This window comes from Flavobacterium johnsoniae, assembly GCF_030388325.1.
In the GTDB taxonomy this organism is placed as follows: Bacteria; Bacteroidota; Bacteroidia; order Flavobacteriales; family Flavobacteriaceae; genus Flavobacterium; species Flavobacterium johnsoniae_C.
In genome coordinates this window covers 1,898,762-1,914,835 of the sequence record NZ_CP103794.1, presented here as the reverse complement: position 1 = coordinate 1,914,835, position 16,074 = coordinate 1,898,762, and the positions used below count along the sequence as shown (strand labels likewise).

The following is a 16,074-nucleotide window of genomic DNA, read 5'->3' as shown; positions in this document are numbered from 1 at the left end:
TATTTTTTGTAAAGTAAAGAAAATATAAAAATAATCGATTTTAATTCTATTAATTTGTAAGCTTTTATTTATATTTTAAAAAATAGAGAAATGAGTTTAGACATAAATGTTTATGTGGAAGATTTATCAGATAGCATAATTCCAGAAATTTTAAAAAGATTAAATGATTTTGATATGAAAGTGAAAATTCATCCTGATTTTTCATTTCAAACACAAACAGGTTTTCTTCCGTTCAAATTTACTTTACAAAACAGCAAATTTGATATTTTAAAAGACAAAGAGCTTTTGAGTGGTTTTGAATTATATATTGATGATTACAATTTTGAAGAAGAGAAAAAACATCATCGATTTAAGAAAAATATTTTTCAAAAAGCTTTTAATAAACAAACTGAAACAGAGAAAAGATTATCAAAATGCACTAAATTTTTAAATTTTAACTGGCACTTAGATAACACTTTTGAATTAAGATTCGCATTATTAACTAGCGCAATAATTACCGAAATTACAAATGGAGTTAGATATTATCCTGTTGATGATTATTGGTATGAAAATAAGAATATTGTGAATCAAACTTTTGAAGATGTAAAAGATTTTGAATCATCAATTTCTCATGATAGATTAAGATTTCATGAATTTGATGGATGGTAAAATCTTATTTCTTCCTTTCAATCACATAATTCACCATCAAAATCAAAGCGTCTTTAAACTCAGAATCTTCGAAGTTTTGAAGTAAAGAAAGTGCTTCTTGCTGAAATTCGACCATTTTGTTTTCGGCGTAAGCCAAACCATTATTATTTTTTACAAAGGCAATTACTTCTTTTACGCGTTTTTTGTCTTTGTTGTGGTTTTTGATGGAGTTTATCAACCACTTTTTTTCTTGCGGAGTACAAGTATTTAAAACGTGAATTAAAGGCAAAGTCATTTTTTGCTCTTTAATATCTATTCCTGTTGGTTTTCCGATGGCTTCTTCGCTGTAATCAAATAAATCGTCTTTAATTTGAAATGCCATTCCGATCAACTCGCCGAATTTGCGCATATTTTCAACCTGAATATCGTCTTCGATTACGGCTTTCGCGCCAAGCGCACAGCAAGCTGCAATAAGTGTTGCGGTTTTCTTTCTGATGATTTCGTAATAAACGTCTTCTGTAATGTCAAGTCTTCTTGCTTTTTCTATTTGAAGCAATTCTCCTTCGCTCATTTCGCGAACTGCTACAGAAATGATTCTCAATAAATCGAAATCGCCATTATCTATAGAAAGCAATAAACCTTTTGAAAGTAAATAATCTCCAACCAAAACGGCAATTTTATTTTTCCAAAGTGCGTTGATTGAGAAAAATCCGCGGCGGCGATTACTATCGTCAACTACGTCATCATGAACTAAAGTTGCCGTGTGAATCAATTCAATTACCGAAGCTCCACGATACGTTCTTTCGTTTACAGTACCACCAGAAACCATTTTTGCAGTCAGAAAAACAAACATCGGACGCATCTGTTTTCCCTTTCGGTTTACGATATAATAAGTGATTCTGTTTAGTAATGCAACCTTTGAAGTCATCGATTCATGGAACTTTTTTTCGAAAAGTTCCATTTCGTTAAAAATAGGTTGCTTTATTTGAGACGTAATATTCATTTAAACACCAAATATACTATTTTAAATAAAAAAACGTTGTGTATTTTAGGTTAGGATTTAAATAATTTATCCGAGAACCTGAAAAAAACACCAAAAATAGTTCTAACTAATACTGATTTGAATTCATTAATTAAAAAAATAACCCAAACTATTTATTTATGAAAACAAAATTTTTATTAATTGGTACTTTTATTACAATGTCTTTTTTTATCGGCTGTAGTTCTGATGAAAAAACAAATGATGGATCAGGAAAAGCGATTACGAACGAAGAAATTATAACCAATTCTAAAATCGACGCTTCTGTTGAAGATGTTACAAATATTGCTGAAGATCAATTTAGTGCGCAACTCAATGTAAATGCAAAACCAGGCGGACCAATCAAAAATTTCTTGCCAAGTTGCGCCACAATTACAACCGTTTTAACCAATAATACTTGGACAAAAACAGTTGATTTTGGAGTTGAAGGCTGTACTTTGAATAACGGAAATACCGTAAAAGGAAAAATGGTTGTTTCTTTTTCGAATGATTTTAGTTCTTCTACACAAACAATAAGCTACACTTTTGATGGTTTTTATCATAATGGTAAAAAAATTCAGGGAAGCAAAAGTATTGTGAGAACAATTAAAGAAACCAATATTTTAGTGACTGCGCATCCAGTTTCAACAGCTTCGATAGATTTAACTATTACTTTTGATGACGGTAAAGTTTATACTAGAAAAGGAACTTTGGTAAAAGAAATGACATCTGGTTACGATACTTGGTTTGATTGGGATGACAACGCATTTGTAGTAACTGGAAGTGGTTCTACAACTTTCCCAAATGGTGATACTTTTACTGCAGAAATCACAACTCCTTTAGAATTTAACGCTTCATGCAGAAAATCTTTTGCAGTAAAAGGAATTGTTTCTATTACCAAAAATGGTGCTTCGGCAACTATAGATTACGGAAACGGAGATTGCGATACACTCGCGAAAGTAACAAAAGACGGAGTTACGGAAGAAATAGATTTGAAAAAATAATATCCTTTTTGCCCAACAAAAAAGCATTAAAAACAAGAATTATTTCTCGTTTTTAATGCTTTTTTTATTTTGTTTATGTTCAAATGCCCCGAAGGGACCTATTCATCATTGTCAATATTTTTTTTCTACTGACGAAATATTCCTAACGGAATATTTTTAGTAGATTTTTATTCTGCTTCTTTATTTGCCAGTTGTCCGCAAGCTGCGTCGATATCTTTTCCTCGGCTTCTTCTCACTTTTACCACTACTCCAATATTTTCTAAAGCTTTTATATAAGCCATTATTGATTCTTCTGAAGCTTGCTGGAATTCTCCGTCATCAATTGGATTATATTCAATCAAATTGACTTTGCATGGAACATATTTACAGAATTTTACCAAAGCATCGACTGAAGCTTTATCATCATTGATTCCTTTCCAAACTACATATTCGTATGAAATTTTGCTTTTTGTTTTTCTGTACCAATATTCTAATGCTTCTCGTAAATCTTTTAAAGGGAAATTTTTACTGAAAGGCATGATTCGAGCACGAGTTTCATCAATTGCAGAATGTAAAGAAACGGCAAGTTTAAACTTCACATCATCATCTGCCATTTTCTTAATCATTTTCGGAATTCCAGAAGTAGAAACCATAATTCTTTTTGGAGACATTCCTAAACCTTCTTCCGAAGTAATCATATCGATCGCTTTAATGACGTTGTTATAATTCATTAAAGGTTCTCCCATTCCCATAAAAACAATATTAGAAAGTGGATGATTGTAATACAAACGACTTTCTTTATCGATAGCTAAAACCTGATCGTAGATTTCGCCTGGTTCTAGATTACGCATTCTTTTTAATCTTGCAGTCGCGCAGAAATTACAATCTAAACTGCATCCAACCTGACTAGAAACACAAGCTGTCGTTCGTGTATCAGTTGGAATTAAAACTGATTCAACCACAAGTCCGTCATGAAGTCGAACGGCATTTTTTACAGTTCCGTCGCTGCTTTTCTGCATCGTATCAACCTTAATATGATTGATTACAAAACTGTTTTCAAGCATTGATCTCGTAGATTTTGCTACGTTTGTCATATCCTCAAAACTGTGAGCTCCTTTGCTCCACAACCATTCATAAACCTGATTTCCGCGAAAAGCTTTATCTCCATTTTCAATAAAAAAATCGCGAAGCTGATCTTTTGATAAGGCGCGTATGTCTTTTTTCTCCATTTGCATGCTGCAAAGTTAATCACTTTTGTCATTTTTCTTAGCTTTTTAAATACATTCTTAAAATCTACTTGAAAAAAGACGAATCATTACAGCTTTCGCAAAAAACACACAACACAATAAAGAACAAATATTTACAATCGAATTATTCTTCACAAAAAATGAATTGAGTTTGAATTGATCGCTTCATCCTTTACAGTAAAGATTTAATAAAACTTTTGCCATGATTTTTATCATTCCGTTTCTTTTATGTCCATTCTAATTTTGATCCAAGAAACAAGGTTAGTTCTCAACCACTATCGAACTCACCTGATTAAAATTAACCTATACATAATCAAGATGAAAAAAATTAAATCAATCCTATTAATGGCAATTTTTACAACCGCTTCTTTACAGATAAATGCCCAAAGAACTTACAATGTAACTACAAATTCCACTTTTGAAGTAGCCGGAACTTCTACAGTTCACGATTGGGTAATGAAATCTACAGAAGGAACAGGCACAGCGAATCTGACCATAAAAGATTCTAAACTAATTGGAATTAACAGCTTAAACATTTCATTATTGGCAGAAAGCTTAAAAAGCTATAAAACAAGTATGGACAAAGTAGCGTATGAAGCCCTTGACACTGAAAATCATCAAAGTATTGAATACACTTTAAAATCTGCGGTAAAAGTAGACGAAACAACTTGGAACTTAACTGGAATCTATACTATTGCTGGCGTAAGTAAAGAATTTGCAACTCAAGTAAGAATAACATTCTCTAATGGAACTTTGACTTTACAAGGGTCTAACCAAATCACGTTTGGCGATTTCGAAATGACTCCTCCAAAAGCTGCTCTCGGCGTTGTAAAAGCTGGAAAAGATTTGACTGTAATCTTCAACATTATTTTAAGCTAAAGAGAATCGATTTCTAATGTTAAAATAAATACACTTTTTAAGTTTTTATTTTTTCTAACTAAATGTTAAAAACTGACAATTTAATAAAATCAAACACCACTTTTTGCCTTATTGATCGATTTAATAAAAAATGAAAACGTTGTAGTTATTAAATACCTATTTAATAAAATTTTAACAATGATTTTTATCATGTATTCAACTGATTTATAGAAGGATCTTTGATACAAGTTAAAACAACATTCTTAGTACTAAATAGAAACTGGCCGACACATTAACTTATTTTTTAAAATAAAAAACATGACAAAATGAAAACAAATACCTTAAAATTTTTAGCCGTTGTTACTGCATTTTTAGGAATAACTACAATTGCTACAGCACAAAAATCATACACTTTAGACAAATCTACTTTTTCTGTTGCTGGAACCTCAACACTACATGACTGGGAAATGAAATCGGCTTCTGGAACTGGAACTGCTTCGTTAAATATTGCTAACGGAAAACTAACAGATATCGAAGCATTGACAATAAATCTTCCAGCTGAAACTGTAAAAAGCGAGAAAAAAAGCATGGACAAAGTAGCTTACGAAACTTTAAAAACAGATAAAAACAAAAACATAAAATACGTCTTAAAATCTGCCGAAAAAGTAAACGAAACAACTTGGGAACTTACAGGAACTTATACGATTGCTGGTGTTAGCAAAGTATACAAAACAACTGCAAAAACAGCCCTTACAAAAGATGGTTTAAATCTGCAAGGTTCAAATAAAATAACTTTTACAGATTTCGGAATGAAATCGCCAACTGCAATGCTTGGCACCATTAAAACAGGACAAGACCTAACCATAAAATTTAATTTAAACTTTAATTTATAATTGCCATGAAGAAGATTTATATCCTTTTTATTACATTAATAAGTACGTTTGCTGTTGAGGCACAAGTTAGCTTTGGAAATATGCAAAACCAAATTTCTAGAGGGAAAGACGGTATCAATGTTTTCGACGTACAAAAAGACACTAGAGAATTTAAAGGCCTAAGTATCGACCTTGGAGGTGCTTTCAACATGGATTTCCAAGCAACAAATTCATTCAACGACCAACCCGCTAGTTCTACTACTATTACTACAACACCTACTGGTACTACAACTAGAACAATTACTGGATATCGTTTAATGAATACTGAAAACAATTTTACGCTTCCTGCAGCTGATATGTATATTGGTGCTCAATTGTTTGACGGAGTAAGAGTAAATTTAGATATTTATTTGGCTTCTAGACACCACAATGATTCTTATGTAAAAGGTGGCTATTTACAAATTGATAAGTTAGACTTCATCAAAAAAGATTTCTTGGCTGATGTAATGAAATATGCTACAATTAAAATTGGGCAAATGGAGAACAATTTTGGTGATGCTCACTTTAGAGGTTCTGATAATGGTAATACAATCAGAAATGCATTTGTTGGAAACAACATCATGTATTCTTTCTCTACAGAAATGGGTATGGAGGTTTACTACAACAGAAGCGGATGGGTAAGCATGTTAGGTGTTACAAATGGTAATTTAAACCAAAGTAATGAAGAAGTTTTTTACCCTTCTGGTCCGAACGCAAATACAACACACAGCCCTTCAATCTTAGCTAAATTTGGTTATGACAAACAGATTAATGAAGATTTAAGAATAAGATTAACTGGTTCTTACTACCATAATGCAAATCTTGGTAACGCAAACATCTATTCTGCAAATAGATCAGGATTTGGTTATTGGGGTATCTTGAATAATAATGCTTATAAAAATACTATTACTAAGACCGATGCTAACGGAAATGTTATTTCTACAACTACTACTGATGTTGCTACTAGTTTTAGTAAAACATCTACTCCAGAAGCAACGTTCAACCCTAATTTCAAAAACTGGGCTACTACTTACATGATTAACCCTTTTGTAAAATATAAAGGACTTGAATTCTTCGGGACAATCGAATTAGCTTCAGGAGGAGATAAAGCTGGAACTGACGACAAACGTACTGCTAATCAATATGCTTCAGAGCTTATTTACAGATTTGGAAAAACTGAACAATTCTATCTTGGAGGAAAATACAATACCGTATCTGGAAAATTATCTAATGCTGATGCCAAAGAAGTTACAGTTGATAAATTTGAAGCAAGTGCTGGTTGGTTTATGACTAAAAACATTTTAGCTAAATTAAACTACGTTAATCAAAACTATAAAAATTACTCACAATTTACAGGAGATCCTGCTACTGGAAACGTAAATAACTTTTATGGTGGTAAATTTAACGGTTTAGTATTCGAAGCAGTAATTGCATTTTAATATAAACAAAAATGAAAACGAGATTTTCAATATTAATTATGGGTTTAGCAATTTTCTTTTTCTTAGGAAGTGCTAAACCCACTTTTTTACCAGAAGATACGGCTGTGGTAATAAATAAAATTAAAATAGAAATCACAGGACTATCTACAGTTGGTAAATACAATTGCTCTAACACCTTTAATATAAAGGACACGGTTTATGTAAATTGTACTAAAAAGAACACTTTCAATACCGACATTAAAATGTCAAATTTTGATTGTGGCAACAAAATAATGACAAAGGATTTGCAAGGAACTGTAAAGGTGAAAAAATTTCCAAACAGTACAGTAAGCATTACCGATATTAAAAAAGACGGCAAAAATTACAAATGCAGACTCAACTTTTACATTACAGACAAAACACTGAAATACAAAGATTTTACCTTATACAATTCTGATGAAAAAATTCAAGGAACTTTAAATTTAAAATTCTCCGATATTGAATTAGAAGCTCCAGTAAAAATGGCTGGACTTATAAAAGTAAAAGATGATATTATTATAAATTTCAGTTTATATAAAAATTAAAAAAAAATATCTTCTCTCTTCAAAATTCAAAATTTTTGGCATAAGAATTGTCTTGCTCTCGAAAGAAAAATAATCTTACAAAGAGCTCAATCATTTTAAAATTTGTATTTTTATTTTTCAGCCATTTAACCTTTAAGTTTTATCAACCTAAAAAAAATTGAAATTATGAAAAAACAAATTTTAAGTTTAGCTGTTATCGCTTTATTAGCATTCGCGGTTCAATCTTGCGAAAAAAAAGAAACAAAACCTGCTGAAGACGAATTAACTCTTGGAAACAAAGTTGACTCTCTAACAACAGATATCGAAGAAGTTAAAGATAGCGCTGTAAGTAAAGCTGAAAGCGCTGCTACTAAAGCTAAAGATGCGACTGAAACTGCAGCTCAAGATGTAAAAGACGCTACTAAAAAAGCTGCTGAAGATGTAAAAGATGCAACTAAAAAAGGTGCAGAAAAAGTTGAAAATGCTGCTAAAGCTGCCAAAGACGGAACTGTAAAAACAGCTAAAGAAGTAAATGAAGCTTTGAAAAAATAAGCAAATTAAAAAGTAAAAACGGAAACCATTCGCCAAAAACGAATGGTTTTTTTATGCCAAATAGTTCGCCAATATTTTTTGTATTTTTGCATCTGAAATTACAAGATACTACAACATGCATTTTATATCACAAGAATTAGAAGATTACATCGAACAGCACTCAGAAAATGAGCCAGAATTACTAGCAAAACTTAATAAAGAAACATACCAAAAAATATTATTGCCAAGAATGTTAAGCGGTCATTTTCAAGGACGCGTTTTGAGTATGTTATCTAAATTAATTCGTCCTGTAAATATTCTTGAAATCGGAACTTACACAGGTTATGCAGCATTGTGTTTATGTGAGGGAATGCAGCAAACTGGACAATTGCATACTATTGATATTAAAGAAGAATTAGTAGATTTTCAAAGAAAATATTTTGATGCATCACCTTGGGGAAAACAGATTTTTCAGCATTTGGGAGAAGCTGTAAATATTATTCCAGATTTAGACGTAAAATTTGATTTGGTTTTTATTGATGCTGATAAAGAAAACTATCTTAATTATTGGGAAATGATTGTTCCAAAAATGAATAAAGGCGGAATTATTTTATCGGATAATGTTTTATGGAGCGGAAAAATTCTGGAACCAGTTCACCCAAATGATGTTAGTACAAAAGTGCTTTTAGAATACAATCAGCTTTTAAAAGATGATCCTAGAGTGGAGACGGTTTTATTGCCGATTCGTGATGGGTTGACCGTTAGTAGGGTTTTATAAAAGCAGTAAAATGAATTGCCTCCAGCTTTAGCTGGAGGAACATAATCTTAGCAACATTAAAGGCTTTAGCCAAATTAAACAATCTATAATTTGGCTAAAGCCTTTTCCTTTTCCATAAAAAAAACCTCCAGCTAAAGCTGGAGGCAATTTATTATAATTTTATTTTTTTTCGAATCTAATGCTAGACGCACTGAGACGCATCTCTACAAAAAGAATCTTAAAATCTTAGTGCCTCAGAACTTTAGCATTTTCCTAAAAACTCTATTCTGGAAAATATTGTGGTTTCAATTTTCTGTACACTAAATAAATAAGCGATCCGAAAAGTGCTCCAAAGAAATACCCTGCAAGAATATCTCCTGGAAAATGTAATCCTAAATAAATTCGGCTGTAAGCAAATATTAAAGGCCATAAGAATAAGAAACCTATGTATTTAAAATAACGTCTTAAAACCCAAAATAAGAAAGTTGCAACCGCCATTGTATTAGCAGCATGCCCAGAGAAAAAACTAAATGATTTTCTAACCTGAACAACTCGAATAATGGTATTTACTTCTGGATCATTACAAGGACGTAAACGCTGAAAAATATGCTTGAATAAATTACAAGTCTGATCTGTAAAAGCAATCAGAACTGCTATAAAAAGCAATAAATACAAAGTCTGCTTACCTCCTATTTTTTTATAAATAAGATAAAAAAGTAATAGAAAAAATGGTGTCCAATATAACTGATTCGTTATAATCAGCCAAAGTTTATCATATGTTTCAGAACCTAATCCGTTAAGATATATTAAGAGATTTTCATCTAATTCCTTTATTGTTTCAAGCATTATCTTTGGCGTTTAATAGGTCCAGAAAGTGTGTCAATATCTTCTTTTACTTTTTCAATTTCATTGGTTGTATCTCCTAAAAGATTTCCTGTATCTCCGAGTAAATTAGATTTTGCATTATTAATTTCTGCATTGATATTTCCTGTGATATCAGTCAAAGATTTAGAGTCAAGACCGTTGGCCTCAGCTCCTTTTTGAATTTCACTTTTAATATCATTAGTTGCATTTTTTAACTGAGCCATAGCCTTTCCCATTGTACGAGCAATTTCTGGAACTTTATCTGAACCAAAAAGCATTAGTACTATAAACAGTATAAAAACTAATTCTCCTCCTCCTATACCAAACATAACTTTTATTTTTGTTGACGCAAAGATATTAAATTTTGCACCTTAGAGTTTTAAAATTAACTTAAAAAGTCCTTTAAAATGCATTTATTAAAAAAAAGAAAAAAGTTCATTAGGCTTTTATTCCCAATGAACTTTTCTCTAACTTTTTATTTATTTAGTCAAATTTTGACTTCGTTTCTACTTTTGGCCAAGAATTATTGGTTACATCAATATCTGCTGTAAGCAATTTTGGATCGACCTGAATACTTTTAATTGCTTTAGTTGTAGCATATACTTTTCTAGCCGATTCATTACCTTTTCTCCAGATTTGCGCTGGATATTTGTAATTGTCTTTAGAACCGTCTTCGTATGTGATTTCAACTAAAATCGGCATAATCATTCCGCCTGGTTTATTAAATTCTACTTCATAGAAATATTTAGGCGATTTGATGTTTGCTTTTTCTTCAGCCGTAAAAGTCTGATCTACATAATCTGCTAAAGTTTTAAATTCTTCAACTTCTAATGCCTTTTTAGAAGACGCTTTTACTTCTGCATTATCTCCAGCAACTAAATAAACAAAAGGGCCTTTTTCAAAACCAAAACGTCCTTTTCTAACTTTTACATTTTTAAGATCAGCAGTTGGCGTTTCTGAAACATAATATTGTTTTACTTCTTTAATTCCGATATCTACGAAATCTGTTGAGTAAAACCAACCTCTCCAAAACCAATCCAAATCTACTGCCGAAGCATCTTCCATCGTTCTAAAGAAATCTTCTGGAGTTGGGTGTTTGAACTTCCATCTGTTTGCATACGTTTTAAAAGCGTGATCAAACAATTCTCTTCCCATAACGACTTCTCTCAAAATATTTAAACCTGTAGCCGGTTTTCCGTAAGCGTTATTTCCAAACTGATGAATTGTTTCTGAATTCGACATAATCGGCTCCAAAAACTTTTGATCACCACTCATGTAAGGAACAATATTTTTTGCTGGTCCTCTTCTAGAAGGAAAATTAGAATCTAATTCTTGTTCTGCTAAATACTCTAAAAATGAATTTAAACCTTCATCCATCCAAGTCCATTGGCGCTCATCCGAATTCACAATCATTGGAAAGAAAGTATGTCCAACTTCGTGAATTACAACACCAATCATTCCGTTTTTAACTTCTTTGCTCGTTACACCATTTTCGTCAGGACGACCGTAATTCCAGCAAATCATTGGATATTCCATTCCTTGATCTTCCGCTGAAACTGAAACCGCTTTTGGATAAGGATAATCAAAAGTATGAGATGAATAACTTTTTAAAGTATGCGCCACAACCATTGTAGAAGTTTCTCCCCAAAGCGGATTTGATTCTTTTGGATAAACAGATTCTGCCATAACAGTTCTGTTTCCGATTTTTACAGCCATTGCATCGTAAATGAATTTTCTTGAAGAAGCAATTCCGAAATCACGAACATTTTTAGCGCTGAATTTCCAAGTTTTTTTCTTTTCAGAAAAACCTTTTTCAGCTGCTTCTGCTTCTGCTTGCGTTACAATAACAACAGGTTTGTCAAATGATTTTTGAGCTTGTTCGTATCTTTTTACTTGTTCTGCTGTAAAAACTTCGCTTCTATTTGTTAATTCTCCAGTAGCATCAATTACGTGATCTGCAGGAACAGTAATATTTACATCAAAATTTCCGAAAGGAAGAGCAAACTCTCCGCTTCCCCAGAATTGCATATTCTGCCATCCCTCAACGTCATTATAAACTGCCATTCTTGGGTAGAATTGCGCAATTACATATAATTTATTACCGTCTTTCTCGAATAATTCATAACCAGAACGACCGCCTTCTTTTCTATAATTGTTGATGTTGTACCACCATTTTATTGAAAAAGAGATTTTTTCTCCCGGTTTTAAAGGTGAAGTCAAATTAATACGCATCATGGTCTCGTTGATGGTATACGACATTGCATTACCTTTTGCATCTTTTACCTGCTCAATATTAAAACCGCGCTCTAAATCTTTCTTCAAATATTTAGAAGAAAACCCATCAAGTGGTAGAACCTGACTAATTTTATCACTTTCTGCTAATGAAGTTTGCGTATTGGCTCTAGCCTGATTTTGATCTAATTGAATCCATAAATATTCCAAAGAATCTGGAGAATTATTGCTATAAGTAATAACCTCAGATCCGCTTAATTTTGAATTTTTATCGTCTAATTCAATATCAATTTTGTAATCGGCTTGTTGTTGATAATAAGCTGGTCCTGGAGCACCAGAAGCAGTACGAAACATATTTGGAGTAGCCAATAAATCGTACATCTGGCTAAATTTATTGGTATCGTATTTTCCTTGTTGCCTAACAGGGGCAGTTCCTGCGTTTTCCTGTGCAACTAAAAATGCAGGAAAAAGCAATAATAATGAAAGTTTTTTCATAAAAAGTTAAATGGTAATTTGTCAGGCTGTGAAAATAGTAATTAATACATAATTTCAAGACTTGATTTAATATTTTAACACTTCTTTCCTTGAAGATTGTGTAAAAAGAACACTCTTTTTGGTATCAAATACTGAAATATGTGTAATGTTTTGCTGTTCTGAGTTCCAATCCACTAAGATTGTATTCGAAATTTCTAATGTTTTAAACTTATCAATATCCTTAATTCTAGAATAACAAACTAGAACATCTCCCGCTTCGACTTCTTTAGACAAAAAAGTTATTTTTTTTGACTGACCGTTTACTTTTATCAAAAAGTTTTCTGAAAGATATTTTTCGAATAAATCGAGATCTGCCTGCGTTTCTTTTTCGGTACCTACAAAAGTTTTTTTATGGTACTTTTTTTCCATCGCATTATTCAAATCATCAATAAAAATGCGCGAAGTTATCTGAATCATCTTTTTTTCGGCAACATAATTTACCTGAAAAACTCCAACATAAAATTTATGAAAAGTAAATGCGGAAGACAATACAAATACGACCGCCAGAAAACAGTAAACTAATTTATTTTTCATTTTTGAGCAGCAGCCGCTTTCTTAAATTCTTTATTCTTGTTAATCATGAAATCTATCAATTGAAATTTCTGATCAGGATTAACCATTTGTTTTGAGTGCGGATCATTGGAACAATACATTAAAAACAATTCGATTTCATCTTCTTTAAGATTTAATGTATTGGTATAAAAGTCTTTTGTAAAATTATCTTTCGCATATTCCACAAAAGCGATATCCGTTATTTCTTCGTCTTTTATATCGTCTTTTTTCTTAAGAAGTTTTTTGACATCTTTAAAAATACGAACAAAATCCATTCCGTATTTTATCGTTTGATCCGACATCATTGCCGTATTTTTTGCTGTAGATTGCTTATCATCTTCAAACTGCATATCTACAATACCTTGCGAACCGCCTCCAAGAGCTTTGACTTTTAATTCTTTATGAACAACAACTTCTTTAAGCTGATTATTTACTAAATCTAATTTTACCTTAAAAAGCACTTCAGCGCAATCCTTCTCTGTTAAAATGATTTTTTTTGATTGAAATGCCAAACCAGAAAACAGCAACGTATCTTTTGGTCGCGCCATAATATCAAACAAACCGCCTGAACCAATAAATGTTCTGACATTGGCATTAATATTCATTACATAACCACTTTCAATGGCTAAAAAGTCATTTAAAACTTGACCATGTAATGGCTTCCTTGAATCGTTTTGCCCTAATACAATTTGACAAAATAAGCAGACAACGAGTACTCCTAATTTATTTTTCATTTTCGAGAATTGTTAGATATTTTCTTGCTAGATCTGTGATTAAAAACATACTCATTGTTTTGTTTTTACTATTCAAAGATACAGCAAAATCAGCATCATCCACACAAAATAATTGAAATCCTTTAATATCATCAACCGGAATCTTCAATCTATCTGTGTAATAATTCTCTTCAAAAAGATATTCTAGTTTTCTAAAAAGCGCTTCTTTTTTCTCCACATTTACTTCTTTTTTCAGCATAGTAGTTCGACCTGAAATAGCATTCAAAAGCTTATCTACGGAAGTCGAAGTTGCCGTATAAACTTTTCTTTCTGCTGGAGTATATTTTTTTTGTCCGTACGGAATTATTCCTAAATTTTCGGCTGTAATATTCGCATTTTCATTAACCACAACCTCTTTCAATTCGACTTCTTTCGCAGTCATTTTAACAATTAAAATGTTAGGATAAAAATCGCCAGATACAACTCTATGTTTCAATGGCTCAAGGTTTACAGCAGAAAAAACCAAAACATCTCCTTCTTTAACCTGCATCGAAAAATTACCTTCAGAATCTGAAACAGTTGCTACTTGAGTTGCATTATTGATAATATTAACTCCTTCTATTGGTGTGGAATGCTCTATCACCTTTCCAATCAATTGTTTTAAATCATTTTTTTGTCCAAAACAAATTTGAACAAATAAAACCAGAACAATTATAGATATGTTTTTAGTTATTTTCACTAGAAATTATTTCTTTATACTTTGCAGCCAATTCTCCTAAAAGAAATTCTGTCGAAGTTTTATTTTTTGAATTTAAAACCGTGCAAAATTCGTTGTTTTCAATCACAAAAAGTTTAAATTCATTTACATTTTCTTTGGCTATTTGCAACTTTTGAACAAAGTAGACATCATCAAACAAATAACCTAATTTGAGGAGATTTTTTTCCTTTTTCTCAATTTCAACATTTGCTTTTAATCGTTTTGTTCTCCCATTAATTTTATTGATTAACGGATCAAGCTGCATCGAACCTCCTAAAAGACCCAACAACATTATTGGTTTAAAATCTCCAGCTGTCGCTAATTGTCTTTCTGCCTGCGTATATTTTTTCTGACCTTTAGGAATTATACCTAAATTTTCAGCTGTAATAGCTGTATTTTCGTCAACAATAACTTCTTGCAATTCAAGTTCTTTTACTGTCATTTCGATTAACAATTCTGAAGATCTTAAATCATCTTTTACAATTCGTCTTTTTAAAGGATTTAAATTAACCGCCGAAAAAACCAAAATTTCATTTTCTTTTACTGGAATTGAAAAATTGCCTTGCGAATCTGAAATCGTAGATATTTGCGAATTATTATTGATTACATTAACTCCTTCAACTGGTTTAGAACTTAAAACTATCTTTCCATGCAACAGCTTTAATTCTGTCTGTCCAAAACCTGTTTGAACAATCAGAAGAAATAGTGCTGATATGGCTTTACTTGTTTCCAACAGCAAGCATTTCTTTATATTTTACTGCTAACTCGCCCAACAAGAATTCTGTCGAAGTCTTATTTTTCGAATTTAAAATTACTGTAAACTTGTCGTTTTCTATTGCATAATATTCAAATCCTTTTACATATTCCGCAGGAATTTTTAATCTGTCAATAAAATGTTCCAAACTAAACATATTTTCTAAAAGTCTCATTAAAAACTCTTTTTTCTCTACAGCCACTTCCTTTTTTAACATCGCTGTTCTTCCTGAGAAAAAATTAAGTAAAGGATCAGCAGAAATAGATCCACCCACCATTCCGCCTCCATTTGCAGTTGCATTCAATGCCGTTGCCGTATGCAATTTTCTTTCTGCTTCAGTATATTTTTTTTGACCATAAGGTATTACACCTAAACTTTCTGCATTGATATTATCATATTTTTTGATTACAACTTCTTGCAATTGATACATGACCATATTCAATTTCACAGTAAAATTAAGATTTGAAAAATCTTCTGCTTTCAGTGAAATTCTTTTTTCTTTATAACTTATTGAAGAAAAAACCAAAATATCATCTGGTTTTGCTAAAATCGAAAAAGATCCAGAAGTGTTTGTTGTAACCGTTTCTTCTGTTTGAGCATTAATAACATAAATACCACTCAAATCTGAAGTATTTGATTCGACTTTACCGTTTATAATAGACCTGTCCTGCACTTGAGACAAGCAAGTTTGAACCGTTAAAACAACTAAAAAACAAGTAATTTTCTGAATCAAAATGAAATAAATTAAAAATATT

General features: G+C 31.6%; 18 protein-coding genes. 8 read left to right on the top strand and 10 right to left on the bottom strand.

What is annotated here, in order from left to right; all coding sequences use genetic code 11:
* The first annotated feature begins 90 nt into the window (after positions 1-90).
* Positions 91-648, top strand: coding sequence for a hypothetical protein (locus tag NYQ10_RS08450; protein ID WP_289879949.1), 558 nt, complete (start codon positions 91-93; stop codon positions 646-648).
* 4 nt (positions 649-652) lie between these two features.
* Here the strand turns inward: NYQ10_RS08450 and NYQ10_RS08445 are convergent, their stop codons facing one another.
* Positions 653-1,630 carry a polyprenyl synthetase family protein gene (locus tag NYQ10_RS08445; RefSeq protein ID WP_289879946.1) on the bottom strand — a complete coding sequence of 326 codons (978 nt, stop codon included), beginning with the start codon at positions 1,628-1,630 and terminating at the stop codon, positions 653-655.
* 158 nt (positions 1,631-1,788) lie between these two features.
* Between NYQ10_RS08445 and NYQ10_RS08440 the strand changes: the two genes are divergently transcribed.
* Positions 1,789-2,649 carry a hypothetical protein gene (locus NYQ10_RS08440; protein ID WP_289879944.1) on the top strand — a complete coding sequence of 287 codons (861 nt, stop codon included), beginning with the start codon at positions 1,789-1,791 and terminating at the stop codon, positions 2,647-2,649.
* Between the two features lie 167 nt (positions 2,650-2,816).
* Here the strand turns inward: NYQ10_RS08440 and rlmN are convergent, their stop codons facing one another.
* Entirely contained in the window at positions 2,817-3,863 is a 1,047-nt protein-coding gene (rlmN, locus tag NYQ10_RS08435; RefSeq protein WP_289879942.1) for a 23S rRNA (adenine(2503)-C(2))-methyltransferase RlmN, read from the bottom strand.
* Positions 3,864-4,193: 330 nt separating this feature from the next.
* On the opposite strand from rlmN, the gene NYQ10_RS08430 reads away from it, so the two are divergent.
* The 6 genes from NYQ10_RS08430 to NYQ10_RS08405 all read left to right on the top strand — a co-directional run bounded on the left by NYQ10_RS08430 (position 4,194) and on the right by NYQ10_RS08405 (position 8,934).
* Entirely contained in the window at positions 4,194-4,754 is a 561-nt protein-coding gene (locus NYQ10_RS08430; protein WP_289879941.1) for a YceI family protein, read from the top strand.
* A 305-nt stretch (positions 4,755-5,059) separates the two neighbouring features.
* On the top strand, positions 5,060-5,626 hold the full coding sequence (locus tag NYQ10_RS08425; RefSeq protein WP_289879939.1) for a YceI family protein: 567 nt from the start codon (positions 5,060-5,062) through the stop codon (positions 5,624-5,626).
* A gap of 5 nt (positions 5,627-5,631) precedes the next feature.
* Positions 5,632-7,083 carry a hypothetical protein gene (locus NYQ10_RS08420; RefSeq protein ID WP_289879935.1) on the top strand — a complete coding sequence of 484 codons (1,452 nt, stop codon included), beginning with the start codon at positions 5,632-5,634 and terminating at the stop codon, positions 7,081-7,083.
* Positions 7,084-7,094: 11 nt separating this feature from the next.
* Positions 7,095-7,646, top strand: a complete 552-nt coding sequence (locus NYQ10_RS08415; protein ID WP_289879934.1) for a YceI family protein — start codon at positions 7,095-7,097, stop codon at positions 7,644-7,646.
* Positions 7,647-7,811: 165 nt separating this feature from the next.
* Positions 7,812-8,177, top strand: a complete 366-nt coding sequence (locus NYQ10_RS08410) for a hypothetical protein (protein WP_276175108.1) — start codon at positions 7,812-7,814, stop codon at positions 8,175-8,177.
* A 115-nt stretch (positions 8,178-8,292) separates the two neighbouring features.
* Positions 8,293-8,934: an O-methyltransferase gene (locus NYQ10_RS08405; protein ID WP_289879931.1), complete on the top strand. Its 642-nt coding sequence runs from the start codon at positions 8,293-8,295 to the stop codon at positions 8,932-8,934.
* Positions 8,935-9,195: 261 nt separating this feature from the next.
* Here NYQ10_RS08405 and NYQ10_RS08400 read toward each other — a convergent pair whose 3' ends face one another.
* The 8 genes from NYQ10_RS08400 to NYQ10_RS08365 form a co-directional block, all read right to left on the bottom strand.
* Complete coding sequence (locus NYQ10_RS08400) at positions 9,196-9,759, bottom strand: phosphatase PAP2 family protein (RefSeq protein WP_289879929.1); 564 nt, start codon at positions 9,757-9,759, stop codon at positions 9,196-9,198.
* On the bottom strand, positions 9,759-10,106 hold the full coding sequence (locus tag NYQ10_RS08395) for a Sec-independent protein translocase subunit TatA/TatB (protein ID WP_229354399.1): 348 nt from the start codon (positions 10,104-10,106) through the stop codon (positions 9,759-9,761). The genes NYQ10_RS08400 and NYQ10_RS08395 overlap by 1 nt, the downstream gene beginning before the upstream one ends.
* Positions 10,107-10,260: 154 nt before the next feature.
* Complete coding sequence (locus tag NYQ10_RS08390) at positions 10,261-12,504, bottom strand: M1 family metallopeptidase (RefSeq protein ID WP_289879928.1); 2,244 nt, start codon at positions 12,502-12,504, stop codon at positions 10,261-10,263.
* A 66-nt stretch (positions 12,505-12,570) separates the two neighbouring features.
* Positions 12,571-13,077, bottom strand: coding sequence for a DUF6702 family protein (locus NYQ10_RS08385; protein WP_289879926.1), 507 nt, complete (start codon positions 13,075-13,077; stop codon positions 12,571-12,573).
* The gene (locus NYQ10_RS08380) at positions 13,074-13,829 is read right to left on the bottom strand and encodes a hypothetical protein (RefSeq protein WP_289879925.1); all 756 of its coding nucleotides are present in this window, start codon (positions 13,827-13,829) and stop codon (positions 13,074-13,076) included. The genes NYQ10_RS08385 and NYQ10_RS08380 overlap by 4 nt, the downstream gene beginning before the upstream one ends.
* Positions 13,819-14,547 (bottom strand): carboxypeptidase-like regulatory domain-containing protein, encoded by a 729-nt coding sequence (locus tag NYQ10_RS08375; RefSeq protein WP_289879924.1) that lies wholly within the window; start codon positions 14,545-14,547, stop codon positions 13,819-13,821. The genes NYQ10_RS08380 and NYQ10_RS08375 overlap by 11 nt, the downstream gene beginning before the upstream one ends.
* Positions 14,534-15,298, bottom strand: a complete 765-nt coding sequence (locus NYQ10_RS08370) for a carboxypeptidase-like regulatory domain-containing protein (protein ID WP_289879922.1) — start codon at positions 15,296-15,298, stop codon at positions 14,534-14,536. The genes NYQ10_RS08375 and NYQ10_RS08370 overlap by 14 nt, the downstream gene beginning before the upstream one ends.
* Entirely contained in the window at positions 15,285-16,052 is a 768-nt protein-coding gene (locus NYQ10_RS08365) for a carboxypeptidase-like regulatory domain-containing protein (protein ID WP_289879920.1), read from the bottom strand. The genes NYQ10_RS08370 and NYQ10_RS08365 overlap by 14 nt, the downstream gene beginning before the upstream one ends.
* Positions 16,053-16,074 lie beyond the last annotated feature (22 nt).

What these genes read in the sequence shown, in the direction of transcription:
- NYQ10_RS08450 (WP_289879949.1), top strand. Translation starts at nt 91, where the DNA reads ATGAGTTTAGACATAAATGTTTATGTGGAAGATTTATCAGATAGCATA.
- NYQ10_RS08445 (WP_289879946.1), bottom strand. Translation starts at nt 1,630, where the DNA reads ATGAATATTACGTCTCAAATAAAGCAACCTATTTTTAACGAAATGGAA.
- NYQ10_RS08440 (WP_289879944.1), top strand. Translation starts at nt 1,789, where the DNA reads ATGAAAACAAAATTTTTATTAATTGGTACTTTTATTACAATGTCTTTT.
- rlmN (WP_289879942.1), bottom strand. Translation starts at nt 3,863, where the DNA reads ATGCAAATGGAGAAAAAAGACATACGCGCCTTATCAAAAGATCAGCTT.
- NYQ10_RS08430 (WP_289879941.1), top strand. Translation starts at nt 4,194, where the DNA reads ATGAAAAAAATTAAATCAATCCTATTAATGGCAATTTTTACAACCGCT.
- NYQ10_RS08425 (WP_289879939.1), top strand. Translation starts at nt 5,060, where the DNA reads ATGAAAACAAATACCTTAAAATTTTTAGCCGTTGTTACTGCATTTTTA.
- NYQ10_RS08420 (WP_289879935.1), top strand. Translation starts at nt 5,632, where the DNA reads ATGAAGAAGATTTATATCCTTTTTATTACATTAATAAGTACGTTTGCT.
- NYQ10_RS08415 (WP_289879934.1), top strand. Translation starts at nt 7,095, where the DNA reads ATGAAAACGAGATTTTCAATATTAATTATGGGTTTAGCAATTTTCTTT.
- NYQ10_RS08410 (WP_276175108.1), top strand. Translation starts at nt 7,812, where the DNA reads ATGAAAAAACAAATTTTAAGTTTAGCTGTTATCGCTTTATTAGCATTC.
- NYQ10_RS08405 (WP_289879931.1), top strand. Translation starts at nt 8,293, where the DNA reads ATGCATTTTATATCACAAGAATTAGAAGATTACATCGAACAGCACTCA.
- NYQ10_RS08400 (WP_289879929.1), bottom strand. Translation starts at nt 9,759, where the DNA reads ATGCTTGAAACAATAAAGGAATTAGATGAAAATCTCTTAATATATCTT.
- NYQ10_RS08395 (WP_229354399.1), bottom strand. Translation starts at nt 10,106, where the DNA reads ATGTTTGGTATAGGAGGAGGAGAATTAGTTTTTATACTGTTTATAGTA.
- NYQ10_RS08390 (WP_289879928.1), bottom strand. Translation starts at nt 12,504, where the DNA reads ATGAAAAAACTTTCATTATTATTGCTTTTTCCTGCATTTTTAGTTGCA.
- NYQ10_RS08385 (WP_289879926.1), bottom strand. Translation starts at nt 13,077, where the DNA reads ATGAAAAATAAATTAGTTTACTGTTTTCTGGCGGTCGTATTTGTATTG.
- NYQ10_RS08380 (WP_289879925.1), bottom strand. Translation starts at nt 13,829, where the DNA reads ATGAAAAATAAATTAGGAGTACTCGTTGTCTGCTTATTTTGTCAAATT.